Consider the following 15,215-nt stretch of genomic DNA (forward strand, 5'->3'; position numbering starts at 1 on the left):
CCATGACGCGATATATCTTCGTGACCGGCGGCGTTGTGTCCTCTCTCGGCAAGGGCATCGCCTCCGCTTCCCTCGCGGCGATCCTCGAGGCGCGCGGCCTCAAGGTCACCATCCTCAAGCTGGACCCCTACATCAATGTCGATCCGGGCACGATGAGCCCGTTCCAGCACGGCGAGGTATTCGTCACCGAAGATGGCGCCGAAACCGACCTCGACCTGGGGCATTACGAGCGCTTCATCCGCACCAAGATGACCCAGGGCAACAACTTCACCACCGGGCGCGTCTACGAGCACGTGCTACGCAAGGAGCGCCGCGGTGATTATCTCGGCGGCACCGTGCAGGTGATTCCGCACATTACCGACGAAATCAAGCGCCGGGTCTACGAAGGCGGCGACGGCTTCGACGTCGCGCTGGTGGAAATCGGTGGCACGGTGGGCGACATCGAATCGCTGCCGTTTCTCGAGGCGACGCGTCAGATCCGCAGCGAGAAGGGCGCCAACCAGGCGATCTTCATGCATCTCACGCTGGTGCCCTACATCAAGACCGCCGGCGAGACCAAGACCAAGCCGACCCAGCATAGCGTCAAGGAACTGCGCTCGATCGGCATCCAGCCGGACATCCTGATCTGCCGCAGCGAGGTCGAGCTCGAGGAGAGCGAGCGGCGCAAGATCGCGCTGTTCACCAATGTCGAGGAGCGCGCCGTGGTCCCGCTGCAGGATGCCGATACCATCTATCGCATTCCGCTGATGCTGCACGAGCACGGACTGGACGACATCATCTGCGACAAGCTGCGTATCGAGGCCGACGAGGTCGACCTCGCCGAGTGGGTGCGGGTGCTGGATGCCAAGCTGAATCCGCTGAAGTCGGTCAACATCGCCATGGTCGGCAAGTACATGGAGCTGCTCGACGCCTACAAGTCGCTCAACGAGGCGTTGATCCATGCCGGTATCCAGGGACGGGTCAAGGTCAACATCGACTACATCGACTCCGAGGACATCGAGCATCACGGCACCGAACGCCTGGCCGGCAAGGATGCCATCCTGGTACCCGGCGGCTTCGGTGAGCGTGGTGTGGAAGGCAAGATCGCCACCGCGCGTTATGCCCGCGAGAACGGCGTGCCCTATCTGGGCATCTGCCTGGGCATGCAGGTGGCGGTCATCGAATATGCCCGTCATGTCGCGGGCTGGGCGGATGCCAATTCCACCGAGTTCACTCATGATACCCAGCATCCGGTGGTGGGCCTGATCACCGAGTGGGTCAACGCCGAAGGCAAGATCGAGCTGCGCGATGCCGCCTCGGATCTGGGGGGCACCATGCGTCTCGGTGGCCAGGTGTGCCATCTCAAGCCGGGCACGCGGGCACACGAGGCTTATGGCCTGGACGAGATCACCGAGCGCCACCGGCATCGCTTCGAGGTCAACAATCAGTTCGTCGAGGCGCTCGAATCCGCCGGACTGGTGATCTCGGGCAAGAGCGCCGATCATTCGCTGGTCGAGATGATCGAGTTGCCGGAGCATCCCTGGTACGTGGCCTGTCAGTTCCACCCGGAATTCACGTCCACGCCGCGTGATGGACACCCGCTGTTTTCCGGCTTCGTCAATGCCGCGCTGGCGTACAAGGCCGCGCGTGCCCGTGCACAGCAGAGCTGAGGACCCAGACATGGCCGAGACATCCAAACAGATCGAATTCGCCGGCCTGAGGGCCGGCAATTCGTTGCCGCTGGCGCTGTTCGGCGGCATGAACGTGCTCGAATCCCGCGAGATGGCCCTGGAAGTGGCCGAGGCGTATGTCGAGGTCACCGGACGCCTGGGCATGCCCTATGTGTTCAAGTCCAGCTTCGACAAGGCCAACCGCAGCTCGATTCATTCGTATCGCGGCCCGGGCCTGGAGAAGGGGCTCGAATGGCTGGCCGAGATCAAGGAACGCTTCAACGTGCCGGTGATCACCGACGTGCACGAGCCCTGGCAGGCTAAGCCCGTCGCCGAGGTGGCCGACGTGATTCAGCTGCCGGCCTTCCTGGCCCGCCAGACCGACCTGGTGGTGGCGATGGCCGAGACCGGCGCGGCGATCAACATCAAGAAGCCGCAATTCATCGCGCCGCACGAGATGCGTCACATCATTCGCAAATGCGAGGAAGTCGGCAATTCGCGGCTGATACTCTGCGAACGCGGCTCGAGCTTCGGCTACAACAACCTGGTGGTCGACATGCTGGGCTTCGGGGAAATGAAGCAGACGGGATATCCGGTCTTCTTCGACGTCACCCATGCGCTGCAACGCCCCGGGGGCCGGGCCGACAGTGCCGACGGTCGTCGTGCGCAGGTCGCCGAGCTGGCGCGGGCGGGGGTCGCGGTGGGACTGGCCGGCGTCTTTCTCGAAGCGCATCCCGATCCCGACAATGCCAAGTGCGACGGTCCATGCGCGCTGCCCCTGAATCGGCTCGAAGGGTTCCTGAGCCAGCTCAAGGCGATCGACGACCTGGTCAAGGGGTTCGCCCCCCTGGAGATCGACTGAGACGCCGCCAGATGCAATAGTCGAGTACACGACGAGCGGAGCCGCCCGTGGCGGTCCATGGACCGCCGCCCTCTCGATATGTTGAAACGACCCATCGTTAACACGAGGATGACTCGCAATGGCTGAGATCAAAGACATCCACGCCCTCGAGGTGCTGGACTCACGCGGCAATCCGACCGTTCAGGCCGATGTGGTGCTGGCCAGCGGCGTTCGCGGCACGGCCTGCGCGCCGAGCGGTGCCTCCACCGGCTCGCGCGAGGCCCTGGAGCTCCGCGACGGCGATACGTCGCGCTATCTGGGCAAGGGCGTGCTCAAGGCAGTCGAGGCCGTCAACGGCAGGATTCGCGATGCCCTGGTAGGCAAGGACGCCCTCGATCAGCGGGCCCTGGATGCCGCCATGCTCGAGCTCGACGGCACCGACAACAAGGCGGGGCTGGGCGCCAATGCCATCCTCGCGGTGTCGCTGGCCGCCGCCAAGGCCGCCGCCATCGAGAAGGGCGTGCCGCTCTACGCGCACATCGCCGATCTGTACGGTCAGTCCGGCCAGTTCCGCATGCCGGTGCCGATGATGAATATCCTCAATGGCGGCGAGCACGCGGACAACAACGTCGATATCCAGGAGTTCATGATCCAGCCGGTGGGGGCGCCCAGCTTCCGCGAGGCGCTGCGCATGGGCGCCGAGATCTTCCATGCCCTCAAGAAGGTGCTCGCCGCGCGCGGCTTGTCGACCTCGGTGGGCGACGAGGGCGGCTTCGCGCCCAATCTGGCATCCAACGCCGAGGCATTGGCGGTCATCCAGCAGGCGGTCGAGAAAGCCGGTTACGTGCTGGGCAAGGATGTGACCCTGGCGCTGGACTGTGCCTCGTCGGAGTTCTATCAGGACGGCCAGTACAACCTGTCGGGCGAAGGCAAGTCCTACGACGCAGCCGGCTTCGTCGATTACCTCGCGGCCCTTTGCGATCAGTATCCGATCGTCTCCATCGAAGATGGCATGGACGAGTCCGACTGGGCAGGCTGGAAGGCCCTGACCGAGAAGCTGGGCGACAAGGTGCAGCTGGTCGGCGATGATCTGTTCGTGACCAACACGCGTATCCTCAAGCGCGGTATCGACGAGCACATCGGCAATTCCATCCTCATCAAGTTCAACCAGATCGGCTCGTTGTCCGAGACGCTGGATGCCATCAAGATGGCGCAGGACGCCGGTTTCACCGCCGTCATTTCGCATCGCAGTGGCGAGACCGAAGATACCACCATCGCCGACCTGGCCGTGGGCACTTCCGCCGGCCAGATCAAGACCGGCTCGCTCTGTCGCAGCGACCGCGTGGCCAAGTACAACCGTCTGCTGGTCATCGAGCAGGAGCTGGAAGGCCAGGCCGTGTATCCGGGGCTGGCGGCGATCAAGGGCCAGGGCTGACGTCCTCGGGGTGCTCAGCACGGTATGAACGCCACGGCGGCCCTGAGGGCCGCCGTTTTGTTTGGTGCCTCGTGCGACGCTTCCCTCCCGTGGTGGTCGTGTAGGTTCTGGATTCTTTCTTTGTAAGACATTTCCTACAAAAAATGCCGTCCATCGGCGATAAACAAGGACAATAGGTGTGATGAGTATTCCTTATTTTTGTTAGTTCATTGTTTTTAAAAGGTTTTTGTTTTCCCTGTCTGGCGCTCCTGGACAAACGTCAGGGGATGGGACCCGGTTGAGGCGCGTCACGGCTTCCGTAACAATGCACCTGCACAGGATGAGCAAGGCATTGCTTACCTGGAGGCAGATTGGGATGCAGCAGGGTGCGTCTGTCGTGGAGGGAGCCCAGGACAGGCATGGAGCGCACCCAGGGAGTCGAGCGGAGGGATCCGCTCAGGGATGAATGGGATGCAGCGGCCTTCGGGCCGCTTTTTTTTGGCCTGTCGTCGGCCTGCCTGGCGAGCGGGCAAGAAAAAACCGGCCCGCGGGCCGGTCTTGCATGTTGCGATGTGCGTGGCGTCAGCGTTCGAGATGCTGAAGCTTGTCTGTCTTGCCGTCCCATTCCTCGGCATCGGGCAGCGGGTCTTTCTTTTCGCTGATGTTGGGCCAGACCTCGGAAAGCTCGGCGTTGAGCTCGATGAAGGCCTTTTGATCGTCGGGTAATTCGTCTTCCGAATAGATCGCTTCGGCGGGACATTCCGGCTCGCACAGCGCGCAGTCGATGCACTCGTCGGGATGAATCACCAGAAAATTGGGCCCTTCGTAGAAGCAGTCCACCGGACAGACTTCGACGCAGTCGGTATATTTACAGCGAATGCAGTTTTCGGTGACGACGAATGTCATGGGGTTCTCCTGAATCTCGGTCGCGACGGTGCCCGGAACTGACAGTAAGGTTATAAACGAGGCGGCAATTTATAATGGCATATTCTAATGGCGCCACATTTTAGTCGCGCTCCCGGCATGCGGGCAAGCGAGTGCCGCAAACGTTTTGGAATGGCCTCATAGCCAAACGCTGGCTCAGCATTGTTCGCGCCACTCGTAGAGCAAGGCCATGGCCTGGCGCGGGGATATCGCGTCGAGGTCGAGTTTTTCCAGCGCCTCGACGACCGGGTGCGGCGCGCTGGCGAACAGGTCCGCCTGCTGCGGCGCGGCAGCGTCGCTGTCACCCAGGCCGCCACGCGTGCCGGCCTGGTGAACTTCCTGTTGTTCCAGGGTGGCGAGTTTTTCGCGTGCCCGGGCGACGACCCGGGGCGGCACGCCGGCGAGTTGTGCCACCTGCAGCCCGTAGCTCTGGCTCGCCGGCCCTTCCTCGACGCGGTGCATGAAGACGATGCCGTCCCGGTGCTCGGCGGCGGTCAAGTGCACGTTGGCCACGCTGTCGTAGGGCTCCGTCAACGCGGTCATTTCGAAGTAGTGCGTGGCGAAGAGGGTGAAGGCGCGCCGTTCGACCAGGTGCTCGGCACTGGCCCAGGCCAATGAGAGGCCGTCGAAGGTGCTGGTGCCGCGCCCGATCTCGTCCATCAGCACCAGGCTGTGTTCGGTGGCATTGTGCAGGATGGTGGCCGTCTCGGTCATCTCGACCATGAAGGTCGAACGGCCGCCGGCGAGGTCGTCGCTGGAACCGATGCGCGTGAAGATCCGGTCCACGGGGCCGATTTCTGCCTCGTCGGCGGGCACGCAGCTGCCGGTGTGCGCGAGCAGCGCGATCAAGGCCGCCTGGCGCATGTAGGTGGACTTGCCGCCCATGTTGGGGCCGGTGATCACCAGCAGGCGCCGCGTTTCATCGAGCATCAGGTCGTTGGGCACGAACGGGTGGTCGCTGACGTGTTCGACCACGGGATGGCGGCCTCCGCGAATGCGCAGCCCGGGCTGATCGCTCAGGCGTGGACGCACGAAATCCAGCGCCAGCGCGCGTTCGGCGAAACACGCCAGCACGTCGAGGGTGGCCAGCGCGCGCGCGGTACCCTGAAGCGCCTGGAGGTCGACGTTGAGCGTTTCCAGCAGCCCGTCGTAGAGCAGCTTTTCGCGCGCCAGCGCGCGCGACTTGGCCGACAGCGCCTTGTCCTCGAATTCCTTGAGCTCGGGGATGATGAAGCGTTCGGCGTTTTTCAGCGTCTGGCGACGGATGTACTCGGCCGGTGCTTCGCGGGCCTGGGCGCGGGGGATCTCGATGTAGTAGCCATGGACGCGGTTGTACCCCACCTTGAGGCCGACCAGGCCGGTGCGCTCGCGTTCCCGAGTCTCGAGCTCGACCAGATAGTCCCCGGCGTGCTCGGCCAGGCCGCGGTATTCGTCGAGCTCTGCGTCGAAGCCCGTGCCGATCACGCCGCCATCGCGGATCACCACGGGCGGGTTGTCGACCAGCGCCCGGCTCAGCGTCTCGGCCAATTCGGGATAGGGACGAATGTGGTGCTTGAGCGCGTCGATGGCCGTGCCCTCGTCGAGTTCGGCCAGATCGTGTTCCAGGGCGGGCAGGGCGTTGAGGGCATCGCGCAGACGGGCCAGGTCGCGCGGCCGGGCGCTGTAGAGCGCCACTCGCGCGAGGATGCGTTCGATGTCGCCGATGGCCTTGAGCGCGTCGCGCAGGGTGGCATGGCGGTCGGCGTCGATGAGGCACTGCACGGCGGCCTGGCGCGACTGGATCTGGGCGATGTCGCGCAGCGGTCGGTTGAGCCAGCGCTTGAGCTGACGCGATCCCATGGCGGTGGCGGTGGTGTCGAGCACGCTGGCCAGCGTATTGTCGAAGCCGCCCCCCAGGTTGGTGTCGATCTCGAGGTTGCGGCGGCTGGCGGCATCGATCACCACCGCTTCGTCGCGTGTCTCCACGGCGATGCCGGTGACGTGCGGCAGCCGCGAGCGCTGGGTGTCGCGGGCGTAGTCGATGAGCACGCCGGCGGCGGTCAGGGCCGTGGTGAGGTGAGCGCAGCCGAAGCCGCGCAGGTCGGCCACGCCGAACTGGTCGCATAACAGGCGAGTGGCGCTTTCCAGATCGAACAGCCAATCGCTCTGGCGACGGAAGCCGGGGCGCTCGGCGAGTGCCGGCGGTAACGACAGGCTTTCCGCGGCAAGCAGCTCGGCGGGATCGAGACGTTGAATCTCGGAGAGCAGATCGCTCTCGCCATCGACTTCGAGCACGCTGAAGTGGCCGCTGGACAGTTCCAGCCAGGCAAGGCCCCAGCGGTCTCCCTGCGGATGCACGGCGAGGACGAGGTTGTCGCGGCGCGCGTCGAGCAGGGCCTCGTCATGGAGGGTGCCGGGCGTGACGATGCGCACGACCTTGCGCTCCACCGGGCCCTTGGCGGTGGCCGGGTCGCCGATCTGCTCGCAGATGGCCACCGACTCACCCGACTTGACCAGCCGCGCCAGATAGCTCTCCGCGCTATGATAGGGCACACCGGCCATGGGAATCGGCTGTCCCGCCGACTGGCCGCGCTGGGTGAGGGTGATGTCGAGCAGCGAGGCGGCGCGCTTGGCGTCGTCGTAGAACAGCTCGTAGAAATCGCCCATGCGATAGAAGAGCAGCACCTCGGGATGCTCGCGCTTGATCTTCAGGTACTGGGCCATCATCGGGGTATGCTGGGCAGAGGCCTGGCTCATGCGAATCCTTGTCGTGCCGGTGGCGAGTGGTGCCAAATGAAAAAGGTGACGTGGTGTCGTGCGCAACTGCCAACACCGCAAGGCGACATTCTACGCTTTCGCGCGGACGGCGTCAGTGCGGCGCCGATCGGTGCGACATTGGGGAGAGGATAATAGATGGCGATAACTCTGGAAGAGTGGCGTGACGTGAGCGTCGATGCCTTGGCCGAGCGCCTCGGGAAAGCGTGCCGGGCGACGGGGGCCAGCGTGACGGCGGCCGAATCCTGCACCGGGGGCGGCGTGGCCAGTGCCATCACCGACGTCGCCGGCAGTTCCGACTATTTCGAGACCGGCTACGTGACCTACGCCAACAGCGCCAAGCAACGCCTGCTCGGGGTGCGCGAGGCCACGCTTGCCACGCATGGCGCGGTCAGCGCCGAGACCGTGCGCGAGATGGTCGCCGGGGCGTGTCGCGATAGCGGCGCCACGCTGGGCGTGGCGATCAGCGGCGTGGCCGGCCCCGGTGGCGGCAGCGCGGACAAGCCCGTGGGCACGGTCTGGTTCGCCTGGGGCGACGATCGGGCGCAGGAGGTCGAGCGCCATCATCTGCCGGGGACGCGCGGCGAGGTGCGTCGCGCTGCGGTGCGCATGGCATTGATCGGGCTTGTTGCTAGGCTTGAGGGCGAGAGCGGGCGCGATTGAAAACGCGTGCAAGTCAAAGGTAGGCGGCGCGAATTTTTTTCGTCATACTACTGGCTAGTCATACAGTATTGAGCGGACGGCGCCGAACTCATTCGGTGTCGCCGTACGAGCTTCGATGTCCTTCGATAGGAGACCTTCATGGCACAGGACGACAACCGTTCCAAGGCGCTCAACGCGGCGCTTTCCCAGATCGAGCGCCAGTTCGGCAAGGGCGCCGTGATGCGTCTTGGCGACACGCCGCGCGTGGCGACGCCGGCCATTTCCACGGGATCGCTGGGGCTGGATATCGCCCTCGGCGTGGGCGGGCTGCCGATGGGGCGCGTGGTCGAGATCTTCGGCCCCGAGTCCTCGGGCAAGACCACCATGACGCTGTCGGTGATCGCCCAGGGGCAGAAGCAAGGCAAGACCTGTGCCTTCATCGATGCCGAGCATGCGCTGGACCCGACCTATGCCGAAAAGCTCGGCGTCAACCTCGATGATCTGCTGGTGTCGCAGCCGGACACCGGTGAACAGGCACTGGAAATCTGCGACATGCTGGTCCGTTCGGGCGGCGTCGACGTGATCGTCGTCGACTCGGTCGCGGCCTTGACGCCACGCGCCGAGATCGAAGGCGAGATGGGCGATTCCCACGTCGGGCTGCAGGCGCGCCTGATGTCCCAGGCGCTGCGCAAGGTGACCGGCAACATCAAGAACGCCAACTGCATGGTGATGTTCGTCAACCAGATCCGCATGAAGATCGGGGTGATGTTCGGCAACCCCGAGACCACCACCGGCGGCAACGCGCTGAAGTTCTACTCCAGCGTACGCCTCGATATCCGGCGTACCGGCTCGGTCAAGCAGGGCGACGAGGCCATCGGCAACGAGACCCGGGTCAAGGTGGTCAAGAACAAGGTGGCGCCCCCGTTCCGTCAGGCCGAGTTCCAGATCCTCTACGGCAAGGGGATCTACCATGCCGGCGAAGTCGTCGACATCGGGGTGCAGCAGGGCCTGGTCGACAAGGCCGGTGCCTGGTACAGCTACCAGGGCAACAAGATCGGTCAGGGCAAGGCCAACGCCGCGCAGTTCCTCGAGGACAACCCGGCGATCATGGAAGAGATCGAGAACGAGATTCGCGCTCGCCTGCTGTCCACGCCCAAGCCCGAGGCCGAGTCTCAGGAGAAGGCCGCCGCAGCGCAGGACGACGATAGCCTGGTGTAACCATGAGCACGCAGGAGGCGACGCCCCGCGACGATGCCATCCGCCTGCTGGCGAGGCGCGACTACTCGCGCAGCGAGTTGATGTCGCGCCTCGCGGCGCGTGGGCATGCGCCCGACGACATCGCGTCGCTACTCGATGCCCTGGCCGATGAGGGGCTGCAGTCCGACGCTCGCTTCGCCGAGCAATTCGTGCGCTCGCGCCTGTCGCGCGGCCAGGGGGCGATGAAGATACGCGCCGAGCTGGGCGCGCGCGGCGTCACCGACGAGGTGGCACGCGAGGCACTGGAAGGCGAGGCCCCGGACTGGCACCGGCTGGCATGCGAGGCGCTGGCCAAGCGCTTCGATTCCCCCGGGCGCGACCCTCGTGAGCGCGCCAAGCGCGAACGCTTTCTGGCCTCGCGTGGATTCGATTTCGAGCAGGTGCGTCATGCCATGGCGCACGCCTGGGAGAACACCCGCTAGGCCTTTGCGGGCCGCATGCCACATGCGGCCTCTCTTTCCGCCGCTGTCGCGGCACCTCTTTAGTCCCCCGCCGAACGCGTTATACTAGTGCGCCATTGCGATGGCTCGGGGCGGTCCGTTGTCCGTCATTCGCCGACTTTCGCGCTTCGCGCCCGCCGCTTGTCCGGTCGGGCCGCGCATGCCCGCAGCGCCTAACGCACACCGCCACGGAATTTCTATGAAAAGCGCAGACATCCGACAAGCCTTTCTGACGTTCTTCGAGGAGCACGGTCATACCATCGTGCCGTCGAGCTCGCTCGTGCCCGCCAACGACCCGACGCTGTTGTTCACCAACGCCGGCATGGTGCCGTTCAAGGACGTCTTCCTGGGACGCGACCCACGCCCCTACGTGCGTGCCACTTCCGCGCAGCGCTGCGTGCGTGCCGGGGGCAAGCACAATGACCTGGACAACGTCGGCTACACCGCGCGTCACCATACCTTCTTCGAAATGCTGGGGAACTTCAGCTTCGGGGATTACTTCAAGCGCGGCGCCATTCGCTTTGCCTGGACGTTCCTGACCGAACGGCTGGGCCTGCCCGCCGACAAGCTGTGGGTCACCGTCCACGTCAGCGACGACGAGGCCGAGCGTATCTGGAAGGACGAAATCGGCATCGATCCGGCGCGCTTCTCCAAGCTCGACGAAGACAACTTCTGGCAGATGGGCGACACCGGCCCCTGCGGCCCTTCCTCGGAGATCTTCTTCGACCACGGCCCCGAGGTGGCCGGGGGGCCGCCGGGAAGCCCCGAAGAAGACGGCGACCGCTACATCGAGATCTGGAACCTGGTGTTCATGCAGTTCGATCGCGATAGCGCGGGAACGCTGAACCCGCTGCCCAAGCCGTCCATCGATACCGGCATGGGCCTGGAGCGTGTCGCGGCCGTGCTGCAGGGGGTGCATTCCAACTACGAGATCGACCTGTTCCAGAACCTGCTGAACGCGGCCTCCGAGGCCACGGGATACGACGATACCAGTGCGCCGTCGCTGCGCGTGATCGCCGACCACATCCGGTCCTGTGCCTTCTTGATCACCGACGATGTGCTGCCCTCCAACGAAGGGCGCGGCTACGTGTTGCGCCGTATCATCCGGCGCGCCATTCGCCACGGCCACAAGCTCGGTGCCCGTGAGCCGTTCTTCCACACCCTGGTGGCGGCGCTGGATGCCGAGATGGGGGCGGCCTATCCGGAACTGCGCAAGGCGCGTCCGCGCATCGAGAAGGTCCTGCTCAAGGAAGAAGAACAGTTCGCGCGCACGCTGGATCACGGCATGGGCCTGCTGACGGAAGCCCTGGAAACGCTGGACGGCGAGGTACTGCCGGGCGAGACCGTGTTCAAGCTTTACGATACCTACGGCTTTCCGTTCGACTTGACGGCCGACGTGTGCCGCGAGCGCGGCGTGACGCTCGACGAGGTCGGCTTCCAGCGCGAGCTCGAGGCCCAGCGCGAGCGAGCCCGCGCGGCCAGCCAGTTCGGTGCCGACTACACGGCGGCACTCGACCTGGAGGGCGAGACGGCCTTCACCGGTTATGAGCGCCTGGAAGACGAGGCTCGCGTGACCGCCCTGGTCGATCGTGAGGGCAACGCGCTGGCGGCGCTCGAGGCCGGGCAGCACGGTGTCGTGGTGCTCGACCGTACGCCCTTCTATGGCGAATCCGGGGGGCAGGCCGGTGACACGGGGTATCTGGAGGCCGACGGCATGCGCTTCCAGGTCACCGATACCCAGAAGCAAGGCGGCCATCACCTGCATCACGGGGTGCTCGTCGAGGGACGTCTCGACGTGGGTGCCAGCGTGACGCCACGGGTCGATGCCAGTCTGCGGGCGGCGACCATGCGCAACCACTCGGCCACCCACCTGTTGCACGAGGCGCTGAGGCAGGTGCTGGGCGAGCACGTGCAGCAGAAGGGCTCGCTGGTCACCGCCGAGCGCTTGCGGTTCGACGTGAGTCATTTCGAGGCGATGACCCGGGCGCAGCTCGACGAGGTCGAACGTATCGTCAATGCCCAGATCCTGGCCAACGCCGCGACCCGTATCGAGCACATGACGCTCGACGAGGCCAAGGCCAAGGGTGCCGCGGCGCTCTTCGAGGCCAAGTACGCCGACAGCGTGCGCGTGCTGACCATCGGTGCCGACGACTTTTCCATCGAGCTGTGCGGCGGTACGCACGTGGCGCGCAGCGGCGACATCGGTTGCTTCCACATCCTCAGCGAGGCGGGTGTCGCTGCTGGAGTGCGCCGCATCGAGGCCGTGACCGGCGAAGGGGCCCTGGCGTATTTCCGCGACCAGGAAGCCAAGGTCGCGCGTGTTGCCGAACAGCTCAAGGCCAAGCCGGAGCAAGTGGAAGCACGTCTCGAGGCGACCCTCGAGCGTAACCGCACCCTGGAAAAGGAGCTCGAGCGGCTCAAGGCCAAGTTGGCGAGTGCCACCAGCGGCGATATGCTCGCCGACGTGCGCGAGGTGGCCGGCGTCAAGCTTCTCGCCAAGCAAGTCGAGGGTGTGGGCGGCAAGGAACTGCGTGGCCTGCTCGACCAACTCAAGAACAAGCTGGGCTCGGGCGTCATCGTGCTCGGCGTCGCGGGCGACGAGAAGGTCAGCCTGATCGCCGGCGTGACCGATGACCTGACCGCACGCCTCAAGGCCGGCGACCTGGTCAAGCATGTCGCCGAGCAGGTCGGCGGCAAGGGCGGCGGCCGGGCCGACATGGCCCAGGCGGGCGGCTCACGGCCGCAGGCGCTGCCCGATGCCCTGGCGAGTGTGCCGAGTTGGGTCGAGGCCCGGCTCGGCGAGTGAGAACGTGGAAAGGGTCGTGCGCATGGCGCCGGCCCTTTTCTTCATTCATGCTTGTGAAAACCACCACGGATAGGCAGCTATGGCGCTATACGTACAGAAGTTCGGGGGGACCTCGGTGGGCTCGGTGGAGCGCATCAAGGCCGTCGCCGAAAAAGTGAAGCGATTCCGCGACGAGGGCCACCAAGTGGTCGTCGTGGTCTCGGCAATGAGCGGGGAGACCAACCGGCTGATCGATCTGGCCAGCCAGATCAACGATGAGCCCACGCCGCGCGAAATGGACATGCTGGTGTCCACCGGCGAGCAGGTGACCATTTCCCTGCTGGCGATGGCCTTGCACAAGCTGGATGTGGAGGCGACTTCCTATACGGGGGCCCAGGTGGGCATCCGCACCGACAGCGCCCACACCAAGGCGCGTATCCAGCGCATCGAGACCGATGACATCCAGGCCGATCTCGACGATGGTCAGGTCGTGGTCGTGGCCGGTTTCCAGGGGGTCGATGACGAGGGCAACATCACGACCCTCGGACGCGGCGGCTCGGACACCACCGGCGTGGCCCTGGCGGCGGCGCTCAAGGCCGACGAATGCCAGATCTACACCGATGTGGATGGCGTCTACACCACCGATCCGCGCGTGTGCTCAAAGGCGCAACGGCTATCGGCCATCACCGTCGAGGAAATGCTCGAGCTGGCGAGCCTGGGGTCGAAGGTGCTGCAGATTCGCGCCGTCGAGTTCGCCGGCAAATACAATGTACCGCTGCGCGTGCTGTCCAGCTTCGAGGACGGCCCGGGTACGCTGATCGTCGCTGAAGAAGAAGAGACCACTATGGAAGAACCGCTGATCTCCGGTATCGCCTTCACTGCCAGTGAAGCCAAGCTGACGCTGCTCAACACGCCGGACGTGCCGGGCGTGGCCTCCAAGATTCTGGGGCCCATCGCCGATGCCAATATCGAAATCGACATGATCGTGCAGAACGTGGCCCCGGCCGGGGACTACACCGACTTCACGTTCACCGTGGCCAAGAGCGATTACAAGCAGACCAAGAGCATTCTGCAGGACCAGGTGATCCCGGCGCTGGGCGGTGGCGAACTGCGCGGCGACGACAATATCGCCAAGGTGTCGCTGGTGGGCGTGGGCATGCGCTCGCATGCCGGCGTGGCGTCCAAGATGTTCCGCGTGCTGGCTGACGAGAACATCAACATTCGCATGGTCTCCACCTCGGAAATCAAGATCTCCGTGGTCATCGACGAGAAGCAGATGGAGCTGGCCGTGCGTGCGCTGCACACTGCATTCGGACTCGATAAAGACAGCATACAAGGTGAATGAAGAAAGAATCTTGGCTTTCCGGCCCCATTCGCTTCTACGCTTGAGGGGTAGCGTCAGGACGACGCCGGAAGGCCTGGGTCGCGGCCTTTCATTCAACGAGCCTCAGGATGCAAGTACGCGTCATTGGCCCTCGGGGCAAGTATGAAGCATAATTTGCCACCGTACTGTCGCTTGGCGGTGCACGCATCCCGTTGGAAGAAAGCCTGAGAAGGAGATCAGACATGCTCATCCTGACCCGTCGCGTCGGTGAAACACTGATGATTGGCGACGATATCACCGTCACTGTACTTGGCGTGAAAGGCAACCAAGTGCGCATTGGCGTCAATGCGCCGAAAGACGTGGCCGTCCATCGCGAGGAAATCTATCAGCGCATTCAGCGCGAGAAGACCGATAGCGAGGATGACGGTTCAAGCGTCTGAACAGTGACGCATGCGTGGAACCGTCTGGGCTGGTGAAGTCGTCCCCTTTATCGGCTCGGGCAATTCAGGATCAGGCATGCCTTCTGGATCACTTCTAACGCCAAGCACGCAGTAGCAGTCACGGTCGCTGGAAGGGTTGATAGTAAAAGATTTTCGATCTGCCCTAGACAAGACCCCAGCATAATCGGTAACATACGCGCCGTGTTGATGAGGGAGAGATGGCCGAGTGGCTGAAGGCGCTCCCCTGCTAAGGGAGTATGGGGTTTGTAGCCCCATCGAGGGTTCGAATCCCTCTCTCTCCGCCATTCAACCGGATGCATTGCATCGAAGTTTCGCGCCCGTAGCTCAGCTGGATAGAGTACCTGACTACGAATCAGGTGGTCGGAGGTTCGAATCCTCCCGGGCGCGCCACTTTTCGTTGGCGGAATCGTCACACAGCAATGCGAGAGCGAGCCGCTCTCGATGCGAAAAAACGGTATCGACCGTCATCGCTTTCAGCGCCCGTAGCTCAGCTGGATAGAGTACCTGACTACGAATCAGGTGGTCGGAGGTTCGAATCCTCCCGGGCGCGCCAAATTCCGAGCCCGCCCCTTCATGGGGCGGGCTTTTTCGTCTTGATGCAGGTTCCCCTTCCTTGACGGCTAGCCCTGTGCGCATCGGCAGGCAAGCAGTCGTTTCTGGCACGCCTGGCGTGCCATTTTTTTGCCTCGTGGCAACTGGTTCTGCGGAGACGGCGAGAGACGCC

The 15,215-nt window shown here is 64.3% G+C and carries 11 protein-coding genes and 3 tRNA genes; 12 read left to right on the forward strand and 2 right to left on the reverse strand.

Annotation, left to right across the window (positions count from 1 at the left end; translation table 11 throughout):
• Positions 1-2 precede the first annotated feature (2 nt).
• The 3 genes from pyrG to eno all read left to right on the forward strand — a co-directional run bounded on the left by pyrG (position 3) and on the right by eno (position 3,925).
• On the forward strand, positions 3-1,649 hold the full coding sequence (gene pyrG, locus CSAL_RS03180; protein ID WP_011505925.1) for a CTP synthase: 1,647 nt from the start codon (positions 3-5) through the stop codon (positions 1,647-1,649).
• Between the two features lie 10 nt (positions 1,650-1,659).
• Positions 1,660-2,511 carry a 3-deoxy-8-phosphooctulonate synthase gene (kdsA, locus tag CSAL_RS03185; RefSeq protein ID WP_011505926.1) on the forward strand — a complete coding sequence of 284 codons (852 nt, stop codon included), beginning with the start codon at positions 1,660-1,662 and terminating at the stop codon, positions 2,509-2,511.
• Positions 2,512-2,629: 118 nt separating this feature from the next.
• Positions 2,630-3,925: a phosphopyruvate hydratase gene (eno, locus tag CSAL_RS03190; RefSeq protein ID WP_011505927.1), complete on the forward strand. Its 1,296-nt coding sequence runs from the start codon at positions 2,630-2,632 to the stop codon at positions 3,923-3,925.
• A 561-nt stretch (positions 3,926-4,486) separates the two neighbouring features.
• Here the strand turns inward: eno and fdxA are convergent.
• Positions 4,487-4,810 carry a ferredoxin FdxA gene (fdxA, locus tag CSAL_RS03195; RefSeq protein WP_011505928.1) on the reverse strand — a complete coding sequence of 108 codons (324 nt, stop codon included), beginning with the start codon at positions 4,808-4,810 and terminating at the stop codon, positions 4,487-4,489.
• Positions 4,811-4,984: 174 nt separating this feature from the next.
• Entirely contained in the window at positions 4,985-7,564 is a 2,580-nt protein-coding gene (mutS, locus tag CSAL_RS03200) for a DNA mismatch repair protein MutS (protein WP_011505929.1), read from the reverse strand.
• Between the two features lie 156 nt (positions 7,565-7,720).
• Between mutS and CSAL_RS03205 the strand changes: the two genes are divergently transcribed.
• The 9 genes from CSAL_RS03205 to CSAL_RS03245 all read left to right on the forward strand — a co-directional run bounded on the left by CSAL_RS03205 (position 7,721) and on the right by CSAL_RS03245 (position 15,044).
• Complete coding sequence (locus CSAL_RS03205; RefSeq protein ID WP_011505930.1) at positions 7,721-8,245, forward strand: CinA family protein; 525 nt, start codon at positions 7,721-7,723, stop codon at positions 8,243-8,245.
• Between the two features lie 138 nt (positions 8,246-8,383).
• Entirely contained in the window at positions 8,384-9,442 is a 1,059-nt protein-coding gene (recA, locus tag CSAL_RS03210) for a recombinase RecA (protein WP_011505931.1), read from the forward strand.
• A 2-nt stretch (positions 9,443-9,444) separates the two neighbouring features.
• Positions 9,445-9,903: a regulatory protein RecX gene (locus CSAL_RS03215; RefSeq protein ID WP_011505932.1), complete on the forward strand. Its 459-nt coding sequence runs from the start codon at positions 9,445-9,447 to the stop codon at positions 9,901-9,903.
• 217 nt (positions 9,904-10,120) lie between these two features.
• Positions 10,121-12,727: an alanine--tRNA ligase gene (gene alaS / locus CSAL_RS03220; RefSeq protein WP_011505933.1), complete on the forward strand. Its 2,607-nt coding sequence runs from the start codon at positions 10,121-10,123 to the stop codon at positions 12,725-12,727.
• Positions 12,728-12,806: 79 nt separating this feature from the next.
• On the forward strand, positions 12,807-14,051 hold the full coding sequence (locus tag CSAL_RS03225; RefSeq protein WP_011505934.1) for an aspartate kinase: 1,245 nt from the start codon (positions 12,807-12,809) through the stop codon (positions 14,049-14,051).
• Positions 14,052-14,272: 221 nt separating this feature from the next.
• The gene (csrA, locus tag CSAL_RS03230) at positions 14,273-14,470 is read left to right on the forward strand and encodes a carbon storage regulator CsrA (RefSeq protein ID WP_011505935.1); all 198 of its coding nucleotides are present in this window, start codon (positions 14,273-14,275) and stop codon (positions 14,468-14,470) included.
• A gap of 212 nt (positions 14,471-14,682) precedes the next feature.
• A tRNA-Ser gene (locus tag CSAL_RS03235) sits at positions 14,683-14,775 on the forward strand.
• A gap of 29 nt (positions 14,776-14,804) precedes the next feature.
• A tRNA-Arg gene (locus tag CSAL_RS03240) sits at positions 14,805-14,881 on the forward strand.
• A gap of 86 nt (positions 14,882-14,967) precedes the next feature.
• Positions 14,968-15,044, forward strand: a tRNA-Arg gene (locus tag CSAL_RS03245).
• Positions 15,045-15,215 lie beyond the last annotated feature (171 nt).

Source organism: Chromohalobacter israelensis DSM 3043, from assembly GCF_000055785.1.
Lineage (GTDB): Bacteria > Pseudomonadota > Gammaproteobacteria > Pseudomonadales > Halomonadaceae > Chromohalobacter > Chromohalobacter israelensis.